Source organism: Deminuibacter soli (genome assembly GCF_003412455.1).
Taxonomy (GTDB): Bacteria; Bacteroidota; Bacteroidia; order Chitinophagales; family Chitinophagaceae; genus Deminuibacter; species Deminuibacter soli.
On sequence record NZ_QTJU01000003.1, the window covers coordinates 185,799 to 209,328 of the forward strand.

The following is a 23,530-nucleotide window of genomic DNA, read 5'->3' on the forward strand; positions in this document are numbered from 1 at the left end:
CGTGCATCGATCAATCTCCGCGTAAATAAGCCTCCGCTACGTTCATTCACTATTGACAATCACTATTCACCCCAAAAGCCCTTCGCTAAAATCACTCACCACTCACTACTCACTATTCACTAATTTTGCCCCATGAACCGACCCATATTCATCACCGGCATCGGCACTGAAATAGGCAAAACGGTAACAGCCGCCATTGTTACCGAAGCCCTGGGCGCACATTACTGGAAGCCCGTGCAGACAGGTTATGCGCAGGGCGCTGATAAAGACAAAGTAAAACACCTGCTTTCCAATACGCAAAGCTTAATACATCCTGAAACCTATTCGCTTCGCCTGCCTGCCTCACCGCATGTGGCCGCAAGGGAAGAAGGCATCACCATATCGCTTAATGCCATTGAAAACGATTACCGGAAAATACGCGCCAAGTGTAACGCCACCGGCTACCTGGTAATAGAAGGTGCAGGCGGTATTATGGTGCCCCTGAACGGACAGGAGTTTATGGCAGATATGATTACAAGGCTCAACGCCTGCGTAATACTCGTGAGCCGCAATTACCTGGGCAGCATCAACCATTCGCTGTTAACCGCCGAACTCTGCAAGCAAAAGCAACTCACCGTGGCTGGCTGGATTTTCAACGACCAGTACCTGGCCTACGAAGAAGAAATAGCCGCCTGGAGCGGGTATACGCACATTGCTTCCATACCAAGGTTGCCGGCTATTACCAAAGCAGGCATACATGCCGAAGCAGAACGGATTAAGCCCAGATTACTGAACCTATTGCGCCAGCTGAATGACTAAACAAGCCCTGCGGGCATTGTACCGCGACAAACGCAATGCGCTTGCGCACGATAAACTGAAACTCGACGACCTGCTGCTGATACAGTTTCAGCAACTGTCCTTCGAAAATGTGGATGTATTGCTTACCTACTGGCCCATGGCCAACCAGGCCGAACCCAATACCCACCTGTTTTCCGGCTACCTGCGACACATGATTCCCAACCTGCAGATGGCCTACCCGGTAAGCGATTTCAGCGCATTTAGCATGCATGCCACGCTGATAACGCCCGATACCGTGTACCATACCAACCGCTATGGCATTACCGAGCCCAAAGAGGGAGAACCGATTGCAAACGAGCAGATAGACCTGGTGTTTGTACCCATGCTTATCTGCGACGAACAGGGCTTTCGCGTGGGCTATGGAAAAGGGTTTTACGACCGTTTTCTGGCCGGTTGCCGCGAAGATGTGCTCAAAATAGGGTTCAGCTATTTCGAACCGGTTAAAAACATCGATGATACTCAGGCATTTGATGTACCTTTAGATTACTGCATTACACCTTACGAGATTTATGAATTTTAATGCCTTCTTTTTAAAATCGTTCCGCGTTTTATTGTTGCCCTTTGCTTTGCTGTACGGTTTCATTATTACGATCCGCAATTACCTGTACGATAAAAAATACCTGCGTTCGGCCAAATTTGGTCTGCCCCTGATTTGCGTTGGCAACCTCTCCGTAGGCGGCACCGGCAAATCGCCCATGGTCGAATACCTGGTTGAACTGCTGGGCCCCAGGTTTGAAACAGCCATTCTCAGCCGGGGCTACAAACGCAAAACCAAGGGTTATGCACTGGCCAGCGAACGCACCACTGCCCTCGAAATCGGCGATGAACCCATGCAGTTTCACCGCAAATATCCCAACCTTACCATTGCGGTAGGAGAAGAGCGCATTGTAGCTATTCCGCAGTTACTGCACGATAAACCGGGCACACAGGTGGTTGTGCTGGACGATGCTTTCCAGCACCGCGCCATCAAGGCCGGGTTGAATATCCTGCTTACCGATTGCGGCAACCTGTTTATGCACGACTGGTTTTTGCCCACCGGCGACCTGCGCGATGAACGTAAATCGTACCGCAGGGCAGATATCATTGTAGTTACCAAATGCCCCGAAACCCTTACTGAAACAGAAAAAAACAAAATTATCGCAGGTATCAAACCACTGCCGCACCAGCAGGTGTTTTTTACCACCATTGAATACGGACAACCCTACCACATTGTTTCAAACGAAAAACGGGTGCTCACTACAGACGATGAGGTGCTGCTGGTTTGCGGTATCGCCAATCCCAAACCGCTTAAACAGTACCTCGCCGAGCATACCGCCATTTACTACCAGCAGTCGTACCGTGACCACCATATTTTCAGTATAGATGACCTGAGAGACATCCGTAAAAAGTATGAGCAGCTGAGCGGCAGCCAGAAATTTATACTCACTACGGAGAAAGATGCCGTTCGTTTGACTAAATTCAGCCAGGATTTGGCAGCATTACCCTTGTTTGTGCTGCCCATCCGCCACCGATTCCTGTTTAACGGAACGGAACAATTTAACCGGCGGGTTGTTGATTTTATCCAACAGTTCCAAACCAAAGCTGTATCATGACCAAAAAGAAAACGAAACAAAAAAATAAACCTTCCAATAAATATTCCCAGCAACATTTCCCTAAAGGCACACTCGATATTACCCGCTCGGGCATTGGCTATGTCGTAATAGCCGATGGAAGCGGCGACGTACTGGTTCGCCCCGGCGATTTTAACAACGCCCTGCACGGCGATACCGTTCGGGTGAAAGTGGTGAAAGAAAACCTCCGCACAGGCCGTAAGGAAGGTCGCATTACCGAAGTGGTAACCCGCAGGCAGACGGAATTTATCGGTACCATACAGATGGCCACCAATTTTGCCTTTTTCGTGGCAGACGGTGACAAACCCATGCCCGATTTGTTTATACCACTCGAAAACATTCACGGCGCCAAACACAAAGACAAAGTGGTTGCCCGCCTCGTAAAGTGGGATAAAGAAGACAAGAAGCCCGTAGGCGAGGTGGTAAGCATTATGCAGGCAGAAGATGTGAACGATATGGCCATGAAAGAAATACTGGCCGAAAACGGTTTCCCGCTTTCATTCGATGATGAAGTACTCGAAGAATCTGAACGCCTGCCCGATGCCATCAGTCAATCGGAAGTAAAGCTGCGCAAGGATTTCAGGGAAGTGCTCACCTTTACCATCGACCCCATTGATGCCAAGGATTTTGATGACGCCATTTCTGTTCGCATGCTCAAAAACGGCCTGTACGAAATTGGCGTGCACATTGCCGATGTTAGTCATTATGTAGAACCCGAAACCAAACTCGACGAAGAAGCATACAAACGTGCCACATCCGTATACCTGCCAGACAGGGTGAACCCCATGCTGCCGGAACGCATTTCCAACGAGCTGTGTTCACTGCGCCCCAACGAAGACAAGCTTACGTTCTCAGCCGTGTTCCAGGTAAACGATAAAGCCGAAGTAAAAGAATACTGGCTGGGCAAAACAGTGATTCATTCCGATCACCGTTTTACTTACGAAGATGCACAGGAAGTAATTGAAACCGGTGAAGGCAAATACTTTGAAGAAGTGCTGCTGTTAAACACGCTCGCACGCAAACTGCGCAAGAAACGTTTTGACAAAGGCGCCATCAATTTCTCTTCACAGGAAGTGCGCTTCAAGCTCGATGAAAAAGGCAAGCCCATTGGCATTGTGATCAAGGAAAGCAAGGAAGCGCACCAGCTGATCGAAGAGTTTATGCTGCTCGCCAACCGCACCGTGGCAGCGCATGTAGCCAAAATAAAAGTAAACAAGAAACCCGTTCCTTTTGCCTACCGCATACACGACCAGCCAGACGAACAAAAGCTGATGCCGTTTATCGACTTCGCTAAAAAGTTCGGGCATAAATTCGATATCTCTTCGCCCGAACGCGTGGCAGAAAGCTTTAACCGCATGCTTGAAGCGGTGAAAGGCAAACCCGAACAGCATGTGCTGGAACAGCTGGGTATACGCACTATGGCCAAAGCCATTTATACCACGGAGAACATTGGTCACTACGGACTGGGCTTTGAAAACTATTGTCATTTCACTTCACCCATACGCCGTTACCCCGACGTGCTGGTGCACCGTGTGCTGCAATCATGCCTGCAAGAGAAACCCATGATCGATAAGAAAATGGAGGAGAAATGCAAACACAGCAGTGAACGCGAACGCGCAGCGATGGATTGCGAACGGGCCGGCAACAAATACAAACAGGTAGAGTACATGCAAAGCTACCTGGGCGAAGAATTTGAAGGCATCATCAGCGGTGTGGCAGCATTCGGCTTCTGGGTTGAAACCGTTGCGCACAAGTGCGAAGGCCTGGTAAGCATTGCCAGCCTCAGCGATTACGATGATTTCCGCCACAGCGAAACAGACTACAGCTTATACGGCCGCCGCAGCGGCAGGCATTTCAGGATGGGCGACAAGGTATGGATACGTGTAGTAGCCGCCAACCTCGAAAAACGCCAGCTGGACTACGAATGGGTACCCCGCACCGGCAACAATCCCGAGAATGCAGACACTACTGCTGCGCCGATAAAAAAAGTCCGCAGCAAATCCGTAAACCCAAAATCGGCTAAACCCAAAGCCGCCCGCAAAGGCAGCAGCAGTGAAAAGCCTAAAAAGCCCAAACCCAAAAGCCACCCCAAACAAAGCCCGCCAGATCACAATGAACCATAAAACCATCAAACCATTAATCCATTTCCCCCGGCATTTTCAAATTTTCAAATTGCCACATTTTCAAATTATCATGGTATTTTAGCGGCTGCCTAAAAGTTATATATTAAAATTGTAGCATGCATTCATTTAAGGACTGGGTTAATATTTTCGCAGCGCATTTTTCTACAGCGCATTTCCCTGCACAACCCGCCAGCCTGTACGAGCCTGGCAATTATTTTTTGGCCATGGGTGGTAAAAGAATACGCCCGGTAATGTGTTTAATGGGCAGTGAATTGTTCGGCGAAGTGCATCCTGATGTATACCATGTTGCTACAGCTATTGAGTTGTTCCATAACTTCAGCCTGGTGCACGACGATATTATGGACAAAGCTACCCTGCGCAGGGGAGTGCCTACCGTGCATACCAAATACGGCGAAAGCACCGCCCTGCTCAGCGGCGATGTAATGCTGATTGTAGCCTACGATTACCTCAATAAAATTGAACCGCGTCACCAGCAGCGCATACTCGGGCTGTTTAACCGCACTGCCCGCGAAGTATGTGAAGGCCAGCAATACGACATGGATTTTGAGCAGCTTGAACAGGTAGCCATGCCCGAATACCTGCGTATGATTGAGCTGAAAACCTCGGTACTGCTGGCTGCCAGCTTAATGATGGGCGGCATACTCGGCGGTGCAAGTGAAGGCAATTGCCGTCACCTGTACGAGTTTGGCCGCAACCTGGGCATCGCCTTCCAGATACAGGACGATTACCTCGATGCCTTTGGCGATCCGGAGAAATTTGGCAAAGATGTAGGAGGCGATATCCGCCAGAACAAGAAAACCTTTTTACTGATTCATGCACAGGAAACAGCAGGAGAGGCCGACAAAGCCGAGCTGAAACGCCTGATGCAGGAAAACCCGGCCGATAAAGTAGAGAAGGTGCTGGCCATCTTCAAATCATGCAATATCGACGCCTGGGCACGCAGCCTGCAGCAACAGTACCTGGACAAGGCGCTGGGCAACCTGGAGCAGATTGCCGTACTCTCGGCACGCAAAAAGCCATTGGTTGAGCTGGCAGAATTCCTGATCCAGCGCGAACATTAATTGCACATATGCGATGCAGTAACTTGTTTTTGAACAAATTATGTGTCCTCGTAAAGTCTTTTTGCCGGATAGTAGTGCCGTTATACAGCAAAAACAGTTTTCAGCAGCCGTATTGTACAATCTTTTATTATCTTACCCCTTTGAATTAATAACAAACAGCTTGCATGGCCCGATCACTTTTTCGTAAGAAATCACTGGAACAGTTACAACACGATGCTGCCCTGGGTTTAAACGATGCACATGGTACTACAGCCCTTCCCAAAGTACTGCGGGTAAAAGATCTTACCTTTATGGGGGTGGCAGCTGTTATAGGTGCCGGTATCTTTTCAACCATCGGTACTGCAGCTTTTAACGGCGGTCCGGGGGTTATTTTTCTTTTCCTCATCACCGCAGTAACCTGTGGCTTCACCGCCCTGTGTTATGCCGAATTTGCTTCACGTGTGCCGGTGGCCGGCAGTGCCTATACGTATTCTTATGTAACCTTTGGCGAAGTAGTGGCCTGGATTATTGGCTGGGCCCTGATCCTGGAATATGCCATCGGCAACATCGTGGTCGCCATCTCCTGGAGCGCCTATTTCAACAATATTTTAAAAGCCATCAATATTAACCTGCCTGATTGGCTTACTACCGGTTACCAAACCGCAAAAATGAACTACGATGCAGCCATTGAAGCAGGCAAACCCGTAAGCGACCTGGTGTACAACACTGCGCCAACCTTTGCAGGTTTCCGCTTTATTGTAAACCTGCCTGCATTCATTATTGTAGGTCTGATTACGATACTCGCTTACATCGGCATCAACGAAAGTAAAAAGAGCGCCAACTTTATGGTGGGACTTAAAATAGTGGTGCTGGCTTTCATTGCCGTGATCGGGTTCTGGTTTATTTTTTCCAACGGAACCACCAGCAACTGGTCGCCGTTTTTACCCAATGGCATGACGGGTGTGTTAAAAGGCGTATCCTCTGTATTCTTCGCCTACATTGGCTTTGATGCTATTTCTACCACAGCCGAAGAGTGTGCTAACCCGCAGCGCGATTTGCCGCGCGGGATGATCTACTCATTAATTCTCTGTACCATTATTTACGTCATCATCACCCTGGTGATCACCGGTATGGTACATTACTCAGAATTTGAAGGCAAGGCCGATCCGCTGGCTTATGTATTCGATCGCATCAACATGCACAAGATCGGCTTTGTAATATCTGTAAGTGCTGTAATTGCCTCTACCAGTGTAATGCTGGTATTCCAGATTGGCCAGCCACGCATCTGGATGAGCATGAGCCGCGACGGACTGTTGCCCAAACCCTTCAGCCGCGTAAGCAAACGCTTTAAAACACCTGGTTTCGCCACCATTATCACCGGCTTTTTGGTAGGTATTCCCGTATTGTTTATCGACGATAAACTGATGACTGATTTAACCAGCATCGGCACCCTGTTTGCATTTGTGCTGGTGTGTGGGGGAGTACTGTACCTGCCGCACAAACCAAAAGGGGGCGGAGGTTTCCGCTTGCCTTACATTAACGGCAAATTCATCATTCCTGTACTCACGGTCTTGTTTGTAATCCTGTTCCGCGACCGCTTGCAGAATGCATTCTCCAACATGCAGAGCGAGGGTTACCAGGAAATACTGTTCATTGTATTTGTGGCCGCAGCCATTATTATCTCCATACTCACTTTTATCCGTAACTATTCCCTGATACCTATTCTCGGTGTATTATTCTGCCTGTACCTTATGATAGAAATCCCGGCCAAAAGCTGGATGGTATTTTTCGGATGGATGGGCTTAGGCCTCCTCATTTACCTGATGTATGGCCGCCGCAGCAGCAAACTGGCCCAGGCCGCCACTGCGGCTGCAAGAGCATAAAAACAAGCAAAACAACATACTAAAAACGCGCAAGCCCCTTGCGCGTTTTCCTTTTCAACCCACCGCTCACCACTGACCGCTCACAAAAATTTCGGCCGGATTTTTGTTAATCTATTGCAACTCAAAGCGAACACCGGGGGTACTGCAATATTATATTCAACGTTGTCTAAACATTGATATAGGCAAAAACCCTTATGTTTGTAGAACTAAAACCCTAAATCCAATATTTTATGCGTAAAGTCGCTGCCTGTACAAGGGCATATCTGCATTTGCTGGCGCCATCCTGTCGCCATGCATTGGCCGCTTTCCTCAAAACATTTGATCCAAAGGCAAAGTACGGCACATATTCCCGCAACAATATTGCATTACACAATACATCGGGTGTAAACATACCGCTGTCAGTTGCATTGTTATCCAAAACGCAGCGCGTTGCAGCCCGCATTATTACGTGGAAAAATTTTCCCGCCCAGGCAAGGGCATTCAACAAAAGCAACGTGTCAGCTCACATATAATAACCTAACCCAAACCCCTTTTTGAATGAAACGTATGTACACAGGTGCAGCGCTGTTATGGCTGCTGTGCTTCAACGCAACAGCGCAACAGCATATCGGTAAAAAAGAATCAGACCAGCTCAGCAGGTACAGCACCGCTGCAAAACTGCTGGTGGATGAAGATGCCGATTTTAAAACAGGCAAAGCACCTGCAGAATGGGACAATGAAACCGCCATTATTCTCGCGCAAAAATCCACTTTTGGTTTTGATAAAAAAGATCCGGCCCGCGGCAAACGCATTGGCCGTAACAGCTGGAACACGCCCTTAACACCGGGCGTTTCGGGCAGCGGTGGCAATGATGCCGAAACAAAGGTTGTGGTAGAAGAAAGACAACGCCATAAAATACTGCTGAAAGACAAGCAGGCCGTGGATCGCTTCTCCACGCTGTATTTCAGGCTCGCTGCCGAAGGCGACGCCTTTGCTGCACGCATTGTAAAACCTGATGGCGCAACACAACGTATTACCTTGTCTGATGCCGAGCGGGTTGACAATGTTTCACTGGTACCCGCGCTGTTTAAATCGGTGACAGATGAAAGAATCTCTGCCACGTACCAGCCGGATTATTATAAAATAGCCGTGTTAGACCTGGCAGAAGGCGATATACTGGAATACGAACTGGTAAACTACAACACGCAATTATATAATGCCAACGCTGGCTACAAAGAGTTTGAACCGGTGTACTATCTCTGTAACCGCGAACTGCCGGTAGTAAAGCAGGTGCTGCAGGTAGTTACTGCAGACGATAAGTATAGCCTCTGTAGCAAAAGTTTTAAAGGAGCACCTGTGTTTGCACAAACCGGCGATAAAAATGTATACCGCTGGGAAGACAATAACCGCGCTGCACAATCAGGTCTGCACTTCGTTAACCGTTTTATTGAAGAGCCTTCTGTAAAATTCCAGGTAGCCTATGCCCGCAGCAGCAATGCGGGTTTTGTATGGTTGAAAGATGCAGCCGATCCGCAGAAAAACCTTACTACCGACGAACTGGCTGAGAAAGTAAAAAACTATTGGTTTCAAAGTATACAGTCTGGCGATTATGCCGCAGGCTTGAAAGATGGCGTGCAGAATACAGCGAAAGACATCTACAAATACCTGAAGCAAAAAGGTATCACCGAAATGCAGGCCGATGAATATATACGCAAGGCCTATTACTGTATTCGTGCCAAAACCCTGTACAATAACTGGAGCGATTATGCATTTGCACGCGTACTGTCTGCACTGCTCGACCTGCGTAAAATACCACATGAAATTGTGGCCACTCCGTCTAACCAGTTAAGCGAAGCAGAAACCATCGCTTTCTCGCAGGAACTGAAATGGCTGGTACGCTGCAACGATAAGTATTACGCAAACCCCAATAAACATGGCAACCCCGAAGACTTGCCTGCAGAAGTAAACGGTAACCTTGCATTTCGGTTTGCTTACAACGATGCCAAAACCGTAGCCGTAACCGATAACCTGCCCATGAGTGATACACTCAACAGCAGTTTGTATGCTACCGTGCGTGTTAAATTGCAGCCGCAGGAAAATGGCGGAGCCAAAGCAACAGTAGACAAAGCGGTAGAATTGAAAGGCCCGGTAAAAGATGCGGTGATGGATGATATGCTCGCCCTCACACCCTTTATGGAATCTGATTTCCGTAACTACGACGGTGTTGGCATGTGGGACGACCTGGATCCTGCTGCACGTATCAAGGCCATGCAGGATTATAACCTGGAAAAGAAAGACTGGAAGGATGAAAAAACCCGCATGATGAAAGAACTGGCTGATCATTTTTATTCCGTACCGGTGTCTGACTATACTGCATTCCGGCTTACACAGGACGGCCGCAGCTACCGGAAAAACAGCCTGAAATACGAGGAAACGCTGGTGCTCGACAGCATGCTTACCAACACCGGTAACGATTTCCTGGTGCCGCTGCCATTGCTCACCGGTCGCGACGCAGAGCTGAAAAAAGAAGAAGACAAGCGTACCATCCAGGCCGATGTAAAATACCCGCAAACCCTCGACTACACCATCGTTTGTTTTATACCTATCGGCCACCTGCCTGCAGGTCTCGAAGAAATGGAAAAATCCATCCACAACCAGGCAGGCTCATTTGAAGTAGATGCCCATATCGAAAACAATGATCTGTTTGTGCACGTACGCCGCGTATTTACCCGTAACGCCTACAGCCCCAGGCAATGGCCCCAGGTAAAAGAACTCGTAAACGCAGCCTACAACTTCTCACAATCAAAAATCTTGTTTAAAACTTATTAATCGATGGTTAAATGGCTCAATGGTTAGATGGTTATTGAGAACCACCCATTGAGCCATTTTCGGTGACACCACCATTGACCATAAAACAATAAAGCCACAAAACCATAGAACTACAGAACCATCAAATTCCTATTTTTGCATTATTATGAAATACGAAGTAGGAGACGAGATCATTGTTTTACACAGCAACGAAGAGGGCAGGGTAATTGAAATCATCAACGATAAAATGGTGATGATAGAGGTGCGTGGTGTAAAGTTCCCGGCTTATATGGACCAGATTGATTTCCCGTATTTCAACCGCTTTACCAAAAAAACAACACCACCGCCTGCACCCAAGGCCAAAGTGTTTGTTGACCAGGTTCCCAAAGAAAACAAGAAACAACTCGAGGCCAAAGTCAACGACGGCGTATGGCTCTCTTTTATACCCAAATTCACCATCGATGAGTTTGATGATGAAATGGTAGACAAACTGAAAGTATACCTCATCAATCGTACAGACCGCGGCTATTTTTTCACCTACATTCAGGAATACAGCGGCACACCTTCTTTTGAACTGAAAAACGAGGTAATGCCCTTCCAGGAATTTTACCTGCACGATATTCCCTTCGACGGACTGAGCGATGGCGCCGGTTTCCGCTTTGAATTCTCCCTGATGAAACCCGAGAAGCACAAAGCAGAATTTTATGAAGCGCATTTAAAGCTCCGCCCCAAACAGGTGTTCCAACGCATTGAGGCAATGAAAGACAAAAATGAACCTACATTGCCCTACCAGCTGTTTACCGAATACCCCGATAAACCCTGGGAACCGGAAGGACTTGAATTAAGCGCCCTGCGTGCCAGCGGCTTTAAAGTATACGAAGCCTCCAAAGCACGCCAGCACCTCGATACACCGCGCAGCGTGGTTGACCTGCACATTGAAAAACTCAGTAACGACTGGGAAAAAATGAGCAACTACGAAATATTATCGCTCCAACTCAAAGAATTTGAACGCTGGTACGACCTCGCCGTAGCGCATCACCAGCATTCCCTGGTCATTATTCACGGTGTAGGCACAGGCCGCCTCCGCGACGAAATTCACGACCTGCTCAAAGTGCGCAAGGAAGTAAAAAACTTCATCAACCAATACGACGCCCGCTTCGGCTACGGCGCCACCGAGATCTTTTTCAAATATTGATAAATATGGTTTTATGGTTTGATTGTTTAAAACCATCAAGCAATCAAACCATAAAACCATAAAAAAAGGTGTCTGCGAACAGACACCTTTTTGCTACAGCCTCGTAAGCCGGATTTTGTTTCTAAACCATCATTTATCTAGCCCTTTTATTACTAAAAAGGTCTTGCTGCCTACCCTGGATTGCATTCCTGTTACCAGGAAACTCGAACGGGCCGCCCTCAGTCAATCCTATACATGGCATTACAGCATCCAAGGTTTACCCTTCCAACAGGTTACCCTGCCGGAACGTGAGCCCTTACCTCACATTTTCACCCTTACCCGTTGCCGGGCGGTTATTTTCTGTGGCACTTGCTGTGCTCCCGCTTGCACGGAAGCCCCGGCTGTTCACCGGTAGATTGCCCTATGCTGTCCAGACTTTCCTCCTTTTTGCAGTCACCCGCAAAAAAGCGATGGTTCGGGTTTGTAGCACCGCAAAGATAGAGATTAGCGGTTAGCTTTTAGCTCGTAGCTTTTAGAAAATAGCATTTCTTATTGATTATCCGTACATTCCAAAGTTTATTTCATATTCGGCATTTGCAACAACTAATGCCTCTGTATTTTATTCACTATTCACCGCGCCAGGCATGTGCGAAAGCTGTTCCGGCTAAAAAGCTAACCGCTAACAGCTTGCAGCTAAAAGCTATTCATTATCTTCGCGCCCTATGACACAAGAGCAAATTAAAGTTATGAGGGACCGTGTTAGCGTCCTGAGGAGGTTTCTTTGACGTCGATAACCGTATCGCCAAAGTAGACAACGACCGACAACTCTCACTCTCGCCGGGCTTTTGGGACGACAACCAGCGCGCCACGGCTATCATGAAAGAAATTAAGGTAAACGAATACTGGCTTAAACTGTACAAACAAATTGAAGCGGCAGTGGAAGACTTTGCCGTATTGTTCGATTTCTGGAAAGCAGGCGATGCCACGGAAGAGGAAACCCGTGTAGCCTACGAAAATGCATTGAAGGAAATTGAAGACGCAGAGTTCAAAAGCACGCTTAACCAGCCGGAAGACGAATTGCCTGCCGTTCTGCAGATTAACCCCGGCGCAGGTGGCACCGAAAGCCAGGACTGGGCCGAAATGCTGCTGCGCATGTATCGCATGTATGGTGAAAAGCAGGGCTGGAAAGTGACCGAGCTGGATTACCAGGAAGGGGATGGGGCAGGCATTAAAGCTGCTACCTTACAATTCGATGGTGATTTCGCCTACGGCTTCCTGAAAGCAGAAAGCGGGGTACACCGCCTGGTGCGCATTTCTCCGTTCGACAGCAATGCCCGCCGGCATACCTCGTTTGCTTCGGTTTTTGTATACCCGTTAATCGACGACAGTATCGAAATTGAAGTAAATCCCGCCGATCTCGAATGGGAATTTTACCGCAGCGGTGGCAAGGGCGGGCAGAATGTAAACAAGGTGGAAACTGCCGTTCGGTTGAAACATATACCCAGCGGTATCATCGTAGAATGTCAGCAGGCCCGTACACAGGGTGAAAACCGTGAATTGGCGCTGAAAATGTTACGCAGCCGTTTGTATGAAGAAGAATTGCGCAGGAGGGAAGAAGCGAAAAACGCCACCAACGCCAATAAAAAGAAAATCGAATGGGGCAGCCAGATACGCAGTTATGTGTTCCACCCCTATAAAATGATCAAAGACCACCGCACCGATTATGAAGTGGGTAACGTACAGCCCGTAATGGACGGTGAACTGGATGGTTTTATCAAGGCTTACCTCATGTCTTCCAAAGAAGAGGAAGCCTAAAGAAAATGGTTGAATGGTTTCATTGCCTGATGGTTAAAAGCCATAAAACAATAAAACCATTCAACCATCCATTAATTATTCTCCTTTGATCTTTTCCAGCAACTCAGAGAGTTCCTCCATTTTCTGGCGGGCCTTATCAATACCTTCCCCGATAATTTTTTTCGCAGTTTCGGCATTGTTCATCATGGCCCACTCAAAATGAGCGGCTTCTGTATAGTTTTCCAGGTTATATTCCTGCAGGCGCATCAGGCTGCTGAAAAAAGCCCGGATATCAGCCAGTTCAAACTCATCAAAAATGCTTTTATCTTCCGTGAACAGCAATACGCTGGCGAAATCCAGTCCCAATGCAGGATTAAAGCGGGTTTCACGCAGTATAGCCGCGTACATGGGAATCAGCTCTTCTTTGTTCTCCTCACTTCTGCCATCACTCTCCAAAAAATTGACGATTGCATCATTGTGCCGGATAAAACTGTCGATAACTTCTTTAATCATACTTGCTCTGTATAGTGGTTGCGCTGCAAAAATATTACTTTATCAATCCAACACAGTTCCATTCGGGGTCATTTTCAATGGTAAAATTTATTCCCCGTTCTTTCATTACCCCGTTGCAGAATGCATCTACTGCGGGTTGGCTCATTAATGGCGTGTCAATATAGTACAACAAATCCATAAAGCCTTCGCGCAATACATTTCCTACGTAATGCACGGTTTGGGTTTCGCCCAGGAAAGTAGCCGCAGCTGTTCTCAGATCGTTCAGTTGCAATTGTTCTGTTTCCGTGAGCACATGACCTTCCTGCCGGTCCAGTATTTCCAGCTCTACCAGCACATGCCAGCTGTATACAGCCTTGTTGGCATAGTGATCGTATGCATGGTTAACGGTGGCAAGTGACAATCCCTGCGGCAACTGCAATTCATAACTGGTAAAGTGTTCACCCGGAAAAATGGGTTCAACGGCAGGCTGGGGCTTTTTTAAGCCGAAAACTTGTTTTATAAAATCCATGTTGGGTTGGGTTGCTGTAGATCGTAGCTACCTGGTATACAAGCGATAGCCTTTGCCAAATTAAATAATTAAATGAATGGCAAAGCAAATCGCTGTATTATTTTTCTGCAAACTCGTGCGTCCTTTCCCGGTTCGGTTTGTACGCCGCAGCATGAATGTATCAGTATGTTCTGCCCCGCTCTGTAATCAGTTTTTCTATCAGGTCGTCTTTTTCCCGCAGCATACGTTCATACAATTCCACCACCTTGTCAATCGGGTTAAAGCTGCACTGGTAATTGAGGTTATTGGCAGAATGATCATTAAAGGTGTTGGAGGAAATCACGTTGATGGCTAAATCTTCACTGAAGTTTTTAATGGCTTCGGCCGGTACTTTTAGTGCCCTGGCTACCTGCTGCATCGATTCGGAATCTATCACATCTTTTTGTTCAAGCTGGGATATGGCCTGCTGGGTGAGGCCCAGTTCTGATGCGAGTGTGTCTTGTTTAATGCCTAAAATTTCGCGGATGCGTTTGATGTTTTTTCCCTCATGTTTTGTTGGCATGGCGCTGATCGTCATAAAGAATTGGAAGAATGTTTTTTAATGAGCTTTTGTGTTATACAACAGGTATGGCGTTAAAAACAAGTTGCCATTGTGCAATACATAGGGAGGATACTTTTATTTTACAAGCGGAAAACCACTTGATCTAAGGTCAAATTACTGAAAAATCCAATATCCAGAAGGAATTTTTACAATTCCGTTTTTTCACTAATGAAGCTACCATAAAGTCCGTTTTTTCCAAACCCTTGCCCTTGTTAACACTATGAACAACGTTTGCTGACCGGTTACCTTCTTTGAACTTGCTGCATACAATATTTCTTACCGGTTTAACTGTAAACAATGCCCTGGGACATTCCTACGGGCATTTTTTAATTTGAAAATGTGGCAATTTGAAAATTTGAAAATAAACAGACTTTGAGATCGGTCAGACATATTGATCTTTCATTTTCAAATTTGCACACTTTCAAATTGTCAAATTGTCTCTTCTGTAAACGCCACCCCCAGTTCCTGCAATGCTGCAAGTACAGGTTCATAGATTTCGGGGAGTACGGGAACATGCAGGCCGGTTACGGTAATGTGTTCTTCCAGTATCAGTTTGGCGGCAATGCCCAGGGGTAAACCAACGGTGGTGGCCATGGCTGTATCGCTGCTGTTGCGTCCTTTTACTACCAGGGTTGCTGTTGTTTTGCGGCGTTGGGATTGCAGCAGGTATTCCAGCTCGTGCACCATTACAATCATGTCTTTATCGTTTGGCTGTAAAGACAGCTTTGTTTCAAGCAGGGTTTGCAGCACATCGGCAGCACTGCATGTGCCTTTATTAACCAGTGTAGCGCGGTTGTACAATCCCAAAAACTGCAGCTGTTGCACAACTGCATCATCGCATTGTTGCAGGGCATACCTGCTTTTTTCCAAACCGCGTGCTGCAAGCAGTTGCATAAAAAACTGGTGATAACTGATGCCATTGGTATTGTATAAAGTTGCCTCATCCGTTAATCCCAGCTCAATTACCTGCTGCCAGCCGGTGCAAAAGGCAGGATAGCGCAAAGTCGTGCGCATAAATGTTGCGGCATTATCCAGCTGGTAAAGGCCGGCATATTGTAAAGAATCACGGTTGGGATAGTAGGCTAGTGCAGCCAAACCGGGTACTTCAATTGTGGCACAATGACCGAACAGCTCTTCATAATGCTGCTGTACAACAACACCGTCTTTTTTATACACAGCGCCTGCTTTGCCCGCCAGTACTACGTTTCGTGGGTTCCAGCTTATTTTATAGTGCCATGGGTTGTTATCGCTTTCAGGTGCTACCAGTCCGCCGCAATGTGATTGAAAAGAAGTGATTTCACCACCCTGGTCTGTAATACGGTGAATCAGCTGCATGGCGCTCATATGATCAATACCGGGATCGAGGCCCATTTCACAAAGAAAGAGCAGCTTTTTCGCATTGATATCTTTTTGCATGGCGCGTATATCATCCGACACATAAGAGGCTGTGAGCAGGTTTTTACCGGCAGCGAGGCAATCGCGCGCCACCAGTACATGCAGGGCAGGAGGCAACAGGGATATTACAATATCAGCCGCTGCAACCAGTGACTGGCGCTGCGCTTCATTTTCAATACGCAGCACAGCAGGTTTTACCAGCGGATGATCCCCAATTTTGGCAAGTAATGCCTGCTCGCTGGCATCGGCAATGATTACCTGCCAGTGTTTATCCGTAGCCAGTTGTTTCAGGTAGCCGATCAATACCGTGGCAGATTTGCCTGCCCCGAAGAGTAACAAATGTTTCATCAATCGTTGAATGGTGTAAGAACTAAGGTAGCGAATTTGATGGTTGAATGGTTTCCCTTTTGAAACGTGAAACTTTAAACCTCAAACACGAAACCTCAAACTACTCCGCAATCAGGTAAATCCCTTTCTTTTCAATGCTCAGGAGAGAAACCTTGTAAGTCACTTTCTGCGCGGTTTTGGCGGCAGGTGGTTCCAGCGCTACTTCGTCCTTGGCGCCAAGATGATTTACATACATTGTTTCACCTTTCTGAAAGCGGCCTTTGGCATCATAGTATTGTACATCCAGCACTACCAGGTCAACCGGCATGGCCGATAAGTTTTTTACATGCAGGCGCATGGAAGCATTGTTGCCGGGTACTGCATATTCATCATTTACCGCCACATAATCTGCAATGCGTTTTTTAGCGGCAACAGGTGCAGTGTTAACCGGTGTTGTGGCAGGCGCTGTTGCGGCCGGGGCCTGTGTTTTAGGCACATTCGCAGCAGTAGTATTTGCTGCTGGTGTTGTATTATTTGCGGGTAATGTTTGTGGTTTGGATTCTTTTACCACAGCAGGCACCACAGGTACTTTATCCGTATTGCCCGATGCTGCTGTTACAGAAGAAGATGATGTGCCGGGTTTTGTAACAGGTGCTGTTACCGGCTTGTTAGCAGCTGTGGTAACAGGTGGTTTTACCACGGTTGTTTTAGGCAGGCCTGCAGGCTTTTGTGCAGGCGTTGTTTTAACAGCGGCCGTGGTATGATTGGGCGGCACAGTTGACGTATTCTTTGCTGCAGTATTGGCATCAGTGGTATGGGTTGCTGTTGGCTGACCGGTTTTGGCAGTTTTTGTTTTGGTGGCAGCAGCACCGGCGTTTTTCAGCTGGCTGCTGGCAGGTTCATCACTGGCTTTTAAATCAGCACCCGATAACACAGAAGGCTTGTCTGCACCTTCTTCTGTAAGCGGGCGGTGTAAGGCCTCCGCAGTTTGTTTATTATCCCATTTTTTGCCCAGCCATATGGCTACGCCCAGCAGGGGTATCATCAGGAAACCGATGCCATAACGCACCCACTGACTGCCTTCCAAACGGCGGCGCGGGTTAAGCACGGTTTCTTCATAACGCTGTTTAATATCGTCAAGCGAAGCGCTGTATTTAACGGTTGCTTCTGCCGGTTCTTCTGTTTGTGCCTGGTGAATCACATTACCCTTGTTGTCTGTGCGCCATTCGCTGTAGGCTTCTTCCCAGCCAACACCCATGGTTGCATCTGAAGCGGCGGCAGTTTGCGGTACAGCAGCAGGTGTAGGGGCTTTGGCTGCTGCAGCTGCGGCAGTATATTCCTGGGCCTGCTGGTTGGCAGGTATAATTTCAACCTTATGTAAATCGGCTTTAATTCTGAAGCGGGGTTTGCTGCCTGCAGGTTCGGCCTGTTGTGGTACCTGGCGTGCAGGAGCAGTTGGCTGCGGTTGCGGCTGGGCCGGGGCAGGTGTGGTGGCGGCGGCAGGTTGCGCCTGTGGTTGCCTGTCTGCAGAAGGCATTTCCGCAGCAGGTGCAAACGCACGCAATTCAGTTATTTCAGAGGGATATCTCCAGGACGCACTCTTACCGTCAACCCAAATCAGGTCGTATGCTTTAAGGCCCTTCCGCACCAGTTCTTCGGCACTGTAGGGTCCGGTTTCCTTGTTATCCCGTAACAATCGGTACTGTTTCATCTGCACTGTTTTTTAATCGGTTGATCAACGGTTGATCAGTACACCGGCATTCCTGCGGGAATATAACGAAGTGAAGGCCGGATTTATTTACAATTTAGTGATAATTAATGGCAGAAACTGTGCCCGTGCTCAACTTTCGCGCCATTTTACCATTTATGTAAGAAATTCTTCAACGGTGGATGCACATTTGTGGATAAAAGCCCCTAAAAAACAGGCTGTTTAACCCCTTTATCGATGTAAAAAACTTATCTTCGCCACCCCTGTTTCAGGGCTTTTTTATTGTACAAACCTTGCCATGCACGCCGTACCCGGTTACATGGCAGCATTCAGCAGAAATTACAAGAAGAGATGGAAGAAAATCTATTGCCCGAACAAACCAGCGATAACGATCGTGTTATCAGAGTGAACATTGAAGAGCAGATGAAAACGGCTTATATCGACTACTCCATGTCGGTAATCGTGGGCCGTGCCCTGCCGGATGTGCGCGATGGTTTAAAGCCGGTGCACCGCCGTATCCTGTACGCGATGAACGAACTGGGTATGACCAGCGGCAAGCCTTATAAGAAAAGTGCGCGTGTGGTAGGGGAAGTACTGGGTAAGTATCACCCGCATGGTGATGGTTCCGTATACGATGCCATGGTTCGCCTGGCGCAGGAATGGAACATGCGTTACCTGCTGGTAGAAGGCCAGGGTAACTTTGGCAGCCAGGATGGTGAAATGCAGGCCGCGATGCGTTATACCGAGGTGCGCCTGCAAAAGCTTGCTGAAGCAATGCTTGAAGACATTGACAAAGAAACCATCGATTTCCAGCTCAACTTCGACGATTCCCTGCAGGAGCCAACTGTATTGCCAACCCGCATTCCGCAGCTGCTCGTAAACGGCTCAAGCGGTATCGCCGTAGGTATGGCTACCAACATGATGCCGCACAACCTCAGCGAAGTAATCGACGGTTGTATTGCATACATCGAAGACCGCAACATTACTGCAGAAGACCTTATTAAATATGTAAAAGCACCTGACTTCCCCACAGGCGGTATTATTTACGGTATCGAAGGTGTGCGCCAGGGTTTGTTAACCGGCCGTGGTCGCGTGGTGCTGCGTGGCAAATGCCATATCGATACCAAAACCAGCGGCAGGGAGCAGATCATCATCACCGAAACACCTTACCAGGTAAGCCGTGATGCGCTCACTGAAAGAATTGGTCAGCTGGTAAATGAAAAAGTGGTTGATGGCATTGCGCACGTTAACAACGAATCTAACAACAAAGAAGGCACCCGTATCGTAATCGACCTTAAACGCGATGCTGTTGCCCAGGTGGTCATTAACCAGCTGTATAAATACACCGAACTGCAAACCAGCTATGGCATCAACAACGTAGCACTGGTACGCGGCAGGCCGGTTATCCTCAACATCCGAGACCTCATTCTCGAGTTCGTTGATTTCAGGATGGAAGTAGTGATACGCCGTGCCAAATACGAACTCCGTAAAGCACGCGAACGTGCACACATTTTACAAGGTTACCTGATTGCACTTGATCATCTCGATGAAGTGATCCGCCTGATACGCGAATCTGCTACACCTGATGAAGCAAAAGACAATTTGATCAACGCAGGCTGGGGTATCGACGATATCCAGGCCAAAGCCATCCTCGAACTGCGTCTGCAGCGTTTAACAGGCATGGAACGCGATAAGATCAAAGAAGAATTTGATCAGCTCATGATTAAAATTGCAGGACTGGAAGAATTACTCGGCAGCGAATCGCTCCGCTACGAACTGATTAAAACAGAACTGCTCGAAGTAAAAGAACGCTTTGGCGACGAACGCAAATCTGAAATCCAGTACCTGGCAGATGAAATGCGTATCGAAGACCTGATTGAAGAAGAAGATGTGGTAATCACCATCTCGCACATGGGATACATCAAACGCACTTCTGCTTCTGAATACCGCCAGCAGCGCAGGGGCGGCAGGGGAGCCATCGGCAGCAAAACAAGGGAAGAAGATTATGTAGAACACCTGTTTGTTGCATCTACCCACGACACCATGATGTTCTTCACCGAAAAAGGCCGTTGTTACTGGTTAAAAGTATACGAGATACCCGAAGGTGAAAAACAAAGCAAGGGCCGCGCTATACAAAACCTGATACAGCTGCCCCAGGATGATAAGGTACGCGCCATCATTGATGTAAAACGCCTCGATGATAAAGAATATGTAAGCAACCACTACATCATTCTGTGTACCAAAAAAGGAGTGATCAAGAAAACATTGCTCGAAGATTTCAGCCGCCCGCGTGCCAATGGTGTTAATGCCATCAACATCGTGGAAGGTGATGAACTGCTCGAAGCACGTATGACTGATGGTAATAATGAAGTGATGCTGGCCATTAAAAGCGGTCGCGCCATCCGTTTCCCTGAAGACAAGGTACGTGTTACCGGCCGCGGTGCCATTGGTGTAACAGGTATTGAAGTAGATGATGAAACAGATGAAGTGATTGGCATGATATGTGTCCATAAAGACGATACTTCCAAAACGGTACTGGTGGTGAGTGAAAAAGGATTTGGAAAAAGAACACCGGTTGACGAATACCGTATCACCAACAGGGGTGGCAAGGGCGTTAAAACCATTAACGTTACCGAAAAAACCGGTCAACTGGTCGGTATTGTGGATGTAAGTGAAAAAGAAGATCTTATTATTACCTGTAAATCCGGCATCACGCTGCGTACTGCCGTATCAAGCATCAAAGAAGCGGGAAGGGCAACACAGGGTGTAAAAATCATCCGTCTTGATGAATCGGATGCCATTGCAGCGATGTCGAAAATTGAAGAAGAAGAAAAAGTGGAAGGCGACCTCGAAGCACTGGAAAGTGAAATACAGGAAAATGCCGGGGCTGCACTGGAAAACGAACTGGAGCAGCGCGACATAATTGATGAAGATAAAGACGATACAGATAAAGGAAACGACGTTACTGATTCAACTGAAAACAATAATTAAACCTCAGCGTATGAAAAAGCTTTTGATTGCCACTGCTTTTGTTGCGATTGGTTCAACCGCAATGGCGCAAAAACTGGACAATGTTAACAAGTATGCCTTATTGAACAAATGGGAAGACGCCAAGAAAGAACTGGACAAAGTAATGGCCGATCCCAAAGCCGCCACCAACCCCGAAGCACAGCTGCTCGCTGCAAGGGTTGACGCTGAACTGGGTGCTGACAGCTCGCTGAAAGCCAAATACCCGACAGCACTGGACGACGCTTATGCAGCGCTGTTAAAATACCGCGCACTCGATAAGGACACTTCCTATAAAAACCTGAAAGAAAATGGTCTCAGGGCTGTGAGTATTATTTATGCCAACAACTTCAACAACGGCAGAAAATACTTCAACGAAAGCAAATGGGACGACGCATTTCATGAATTCCGCGTTGCAGAAGACCTGGGTGACCTGATCTCTAAACACAACTTCGGTACCACCAAACAGAACATCGATACTTTCACTGTAATCTATGCCGGTTATGCTGCGCAGAACGCTAAAAAAACTGACAGCGCCGTATATTATTACAAAAAGTTCGCTGACGAAAAAATCGGTGGTAAAGACTTCGTTGATATCTACCGTTATCTGCTGAACAATTACCTCGATACCAAAAACGAGGCTGAGTTCAAAAAATACCTGGCTATTGCCAAACAGTTGTATCCTGATCAGACAGAAAAACTGTGGAGCGCTTACGAAATGGAGTTCAATACCAAAAACTCCAGCCTGGACGACATGATCAAACAGTACAAAGGCGCTACCGGCTTAACCGCTCAGCAGTATGCTACTTACGGTGAATACTTTGCCAACGTTCCCAAAGAAGAACTGAGCAAACTCGACAGCACCAAACAGATTGAAATTAAAAACCTGGGGTCTGAAGCCTTTGAAAAAGCTTTCAATGCCGATAACAACAATGGTGTATTTGCTTTCAACGCAGGTGTTTTACTGTACAGCCAGTTCAACGTACTGGAAGATAAATTCTACTCACTGCGTGGCGAAAGTGCAGCCCTGAAAGCACAGCGCGCGGATGTAGAAAAACAACAGATCGCTATGGCCGACAAATCCATTGACCTGATGGAAAAAGCCTACAATATCCTTAAAGCAAAAAGCCCAAGGGAAAAAGTAGAAACATCTTGCCTGTCAAAAAGCGTTGACTTCCTTGCCAACCTTTACATGTGGAAGCGCGACAAGGCCCGTGGTAAAAACCCGGCTGAGTACGACAAAAACGATGCGAAATACAAACAGTTCGACGCCGAACACGGAAAATACTAAAATGAAAAAGGCCACCGCTTGGTGGCCTTTTTTAATGGCTTTATGGTTCGATGGATTTATTGTTTGGGCTTCGGAATAATAGCCGTTGCTTCAATTTCAATAAGAATATCTTCCCTGAACAAGCGGCTTACCTGAACCGAAGTACTTGCAGGAGGGTTGGCCGTATTTACAAATTTATCCCTCGCCGCACGCACCTGTGCAATTTTTGAAATGTCCGTCATAAAATAGCTCATTTTCACAACGTTGCTCATATTGCCACCGGCGCTTTGAACGATGGTTTTAATGTTTTCCAGGGCCTGCTCAGCCTGTTTCTCCAGGTCGTCTTTGCCCACCAGTGCACCGTTTTTATCCAGCGCCACCTGGCCCGAAATAATCAGCATCGTACTGTTTCCAAGATCAATTTCTGCCATGTGTGAATAACCATTTGGAGTATGCAATCCGGCCGGGTTCACCAGTTTTACGTTAGCCGGCGTTTGCTGGGCTATGCCAGCAGTTCCGGTCATCAGCAGTGCAAGCAGTATGGGCAGCACTTGTTTTTTCATCATGTTCGGTTAAAGTGTTTGATAGATGATAAATTAGTTTGAACAACGTTACAACCCGCTGGTGTACGTTTTGTTCCGGAGCCGATAAAATTAATTCAAAAGTGGATTACAGGGAGTGGAGTAAAAGTAGCAGGGGTAAATCCGGTTTGCAGTATTGTTGAAAACAGTCGCATTCTGAAAAGTGATAAATGGGATAGATTCCCTATTGATTAACTTAACATAATATTAATTATAGGATAAATGATAACACATAAAATAGGGGTCAGTTCTGTTGAAATCCACTGCTATCAAGGCTTACAGCAATTCCAGCCTTTGAAACAAAAAAAACAAGCCGCCCAAATTGAGCGGCCTGCCTGCTTTCTAAAACCCTATAAAACTTTAAACATGAAAC

The 23,530-nt window shown here is 47.3% G+C and carries 17 protein-coding genes and 1 other RNA gene; 11 read left to right on the forward strand and 7 right to left on the reverse strand.

Translation table 11 applies throughout. The features are described 5' to 3' along the window. Positions 1-132 precede the first annotated feature (132 nt). The 8 genes from bioD to DXN05_RS11160 all read left to right on the forward strand — a co-directional run bounded on the left by bioD (position 133) and on the right by DXN05_RS11160 (position 11,496). A complete protein-coding gene (gene bioD / locus DXN05_RS11120) occupies positions 133-798 on the forward strand; it encodes a dethiobiotin synthase (protein ID WP_116847325.1) in 666 nt (221 codons plus the stop codon). Beyond that, complete coding sequence (locus DXN05_RS11125) at positions 791-1,357, forward strand: 5-formyltetrahydrofolate cyclo-ligase (RefSeq protein ID WP_116847326.1); 567 nt, start codon at positions 791-793, stop codon at positions 1,355-1,357. The genes bioD and DXN05_RS11125 overlap by 8 nt, the downstream gene beginning before the upstream one ends. Continuing rightward, entirely contained in the window at positions 1,347-2,429 is a 1,083-nt protein-coding gene (lpxK, locus tag DXN05_RS11130; protein WP_116847327.1) for a tetraacyldisaccharide 4'-kinase, read from the forward strand. Before DXN05_RS11125 ends, lpxK begins: the two co-directional genes overlap by 11 nt. Beyond that, positions 2,426-4,570, forward strand: a complete 2,145-nt coding sequence (gene rnr, locus DXN05_RS11135; protein WP_116847328.1) for a ribonuclease R — start codon at positions 2,426-2,428, stop codon at positions 4,568-4,570. Before lpxK ends, rnr begins: the two co-directional genes overlap by 4 nt. 116 nt (positions 4,571-4,686) lie before the next feature. Further along, entirely contained in the window at positions 4,687-5,652 is a 966-nt protein-coding gene (locus DXN05_RS11140; RefSeq protein WP_116847329.1) for a polyprenyl synthetase family protein, read from the forward strand. Positions 5,653-5,816: 164 nt separating this feature from the next. Beyond that, a complete protein-coding gene (locus DXN05_RS11145; RefSeq protein WP_116847330.1) occupies positions 5,817-7,514 on the forward strand; it encodes an amino acid permease in 1,698 nt (565 codons plus the stop codon). Between the two features lie 537 nt (positions 7,515-8,051). Next, positions 8,052-10,322: a hypothetical protein gene (locus DXN05_RS11155; protein WP_147313896.1), complete on the forward strand. Its 2,271-nt coding sequence runs from the start codon at positions 8,052-8,054 to the stop codon at positions 10,320-10,322. A gap of 145 nt (positions 10,323-10,467) precedes the next feature. Next, on the forward strand, positions 10,468-11,496 hold the full coding sequence (locus DXN05_RS11160; RefSeq protein ID WP_116847333.1) for a Smr/MutS family protein: 1,029 nt from the start codon (positions 10,468-10,470) through the stop codon (positions 11,494-11,496). Between the two features lie 89 nt (positions 11,497-11,585). Here the strand turns inward: DXN05_RS11160 and rnpB are convergent. Further along, positions 11,586-11,962, reverse strand: an RNA gene (rnpB, locus tag DXN05_RS11165) — RNase P RNA component class A. 235 nt (positions 11,963-12,197) lie between these two features. On the opposite strand from rnpB, the gene prfB reads away from it, so the two are divergent. Next, positions 12,198-13,290, forward strand: a protein-coding gene (gene prfB / locus DXN05_RS11170) for a peptide chain release factor 2 (RefSeq protein WP_211330022.1) whose coding sequence is annotated in 2 segments (ribosomal slippage) — positions 12,198-12,245 and positions 12,247-13,290 — 1,092 coding nt in all. Because the reading frame shifts where the segments join, the coding sequence is not laid out codon by codon here. Between the two features lie 75 nt (positions 13,291-13,365). Here prfB and DXN05_RS11175 read toward each other — a convergent pair. The 5 genes from DXN05_RS11175 to DXN05_RS11200 form a co-directional block, all read right to left on the reverse strand. Next, entirely contained in the window at positions 13,366-13,782 is a 417-nt protein-coding gene (locus DXN05_RS11175; protein WP_116847335.1) for a hypothetical protein, read from the reverse strand. A 34-nt stretch (positions 13,783-13,816) separates the two neighbouring features. Beyond that, entirely contained in the window at positions 13,817-14,290 is a 474-nt protein-coding gene (locus DXN05_RS11180) for a DUF695 domain-containing protein (RefSeq protein WP_116847336.1), read from the reverse strand. 160 nt (positions 14,291-14,450) lie between these two features. Next, positions 14,451-14,831, reverse strand: coding sequence for a helix-turn-helix domain-containing protein (locus tag DXN05_RS11185; RefSeq protein ID WP_211330023.1), 381 nt, complete (start codon positions 14,829-14,831; stop codon positions 14,451-14,453). 468 nt (positions 14,832-15,299) lie between these two features. After that, on the reverse strand, positions 15,300-16,613 hold the full coding sequence (locus tag DXN05_RS11195) for a saccharopine dehydrogenase C-terminal domain-containing protein (RefSeq protein WP_116847339.1): 1,314 nt from the start codon (positions 16,611-16,613) through the stop codon (positions 15,300-15,302). Positions 16,614-16,713: 100 nt separating this feature from the next. Then, the gene (locus DXN05_RS11200) at positions 16,714-18,303 is read right to left on the reverse strand and encodes a hypothetical protein (protein WP_116847340.1); all 1,590 of its coding nucleotides are present in this window, start codon (positions 18,301-18,303) and stop codon (positions 16,714-16,716) included. Between the two features lie 348 nt (positions 18,304-18,651). On the opposite strand from DXN05_RS11200, the gene gyrA reads away from it, so the two are divergent. Then, on the forward strand, positions 18,652-21,291 hold the full coding sequence (gene gyrA, locus DXN05_RS11210; RefSeq protein ID WP_116847577.1) for a DNA gyrase subunit A: 2,640 nt from the start codon (positions 18,652-18,654) through the stop codon (positions 21,289-21,291). A 10-nt stretch (positions 21,292-21,301) separates the two neighbouring features. Beyond that, positions 21,302-22,597, forward strand: a complete 1,296-nt coding sequence (locus DXN05_RS11215; protein ID WP_116847342.1) for a hypothetical protein — start codon at positions 21,302-21,304, stop codon at positions 22,595-22,597. 56 nt (positions 22,598-22,653) lie between these two features. Here the strand turns inward: DXN05_RS11215 and DXN05_RS11220 are convergent, their stop codons facing one another. Further along, on the reverse strand, positions 22,654-23,142 hold the full coding sequence (locus DXN05_RS11220) for a RidA family protein (RefSeq protein ID WP_245975186.1): 489 nt from the start codon (positions 23,140-23,142) through the stop codon (positions 22,654-22,656). Between the last annotated feature and the right edge of the window lie 388 nt (positions 23,143-23,530).

Bases quoted from the DNA above. Each gene is read 5' to 3' on its own strand.
- bioD (WP_116847325.1), top strand. From the start codon at position 133: ATGAACCGACCCATATTCATCACCGGCATCGGCACTGAAATAGGCAAA.
- DXN05_RS11125 (WP_116847326.1), top strand. From the start codon at position 791: ATGACTAAACAAGCCCTGCGGGCATTGTACCGCGACAAACGCAATGCG.
- lpxK (WP_116847327.1), top strand. From the start codon at position 1,347: ATGAATTTTAATGCCTTCTTTTTAAAATCGTTCCGCGTTTTATTGTTG.
- rnr (WP_116847328.1), top strand. From the start codon at position 2,426: ATGACCAAAAAGAAAACGAAACAAAAAAATAAACCTTCCAATAAATAT.
- DXN05_RS11140 (WP_116847329.1), top strand. From the start codon at position 4,687: ATGCATTCATTTAAGGACTGGGTTAATATTTTCGCAGCGCATTTTTCT.
- DXN05_RS11145 (WP_116847330.1), top strand. From the start codon at position 5,817: ATGGCCCGATCACTTTTTCGTAAGAAATCACTGGAACAGTTACAACAC.
- DXN05_RS11155 (WP_147313896.1), top strand. From the start codon at position 8,052: ATGAAACGTATGTACACAGGTGCAGCGCTGTTATGGCTGCTGTGCTTC.
- DXN05_RS11160 (WP_116847333.1), top strand. From the start codon at position 10,468: ATGAAATACGAAGTAGGAGACGAGATCATTGTTTTACACAGCAACGAA.
- DXN05_RS11175 (WP_116847335.1), bottom strand. From the start codon at position 13,782: ATGATTAAAGAAGTTATCGACAGTTTTATCCGGCACAATGATGCAATC.
- DXN05_RS11180 (WP_116847336.1), bottom strand. From the start codon at position 14,290: ATGGATTTTATAAAACAAGTTTTCGGCTTAAAAAAGCCCCAGCCTGCC.
- DXN05_RS11185 (WP_211330023.1), bottom strand. From the start codon at position 14,831: ATGCCAACAAAACATGAGGGAAAAAACATCAAACGCATCCGCGAAATT.
- DXN05_RS11195 (WP_116847339.1), bottom strand. From the start codon at position 16,613: ATGAAACATTTGTTACTCTTCGGGGCAGGCAAATCTGCCACGGTATTG.
- DXN05_RS11200 (WP_116847340.1), bottom strand. From the start codon at position 18,303: ATGAAACAGTACCGATTGTTACGGGATAACAAGGAAACCGGACCCTAC.
- gyrA (WP_116847577.1), top strand. From the start codon at position 18,652: ATGGAAGAAAATCTATTGCCCGAACAAACCAGCGATAACGATCGTGTT.
- DXN05_RS11215 (WP_116847342.1), top strand. From the start codon at position 21,302: ATGAAAAAGCTTTTGATTGCCACTGCTTTTGTTGCGATTGGTTCAACC.
- DXN05_RS11220 (WP_245975186.1), bottom strand. From the start codon at position 23,142: ATGATGAAAAAACAAGTGCTGCCCATACTGCTTGCACTGCTGATGACC.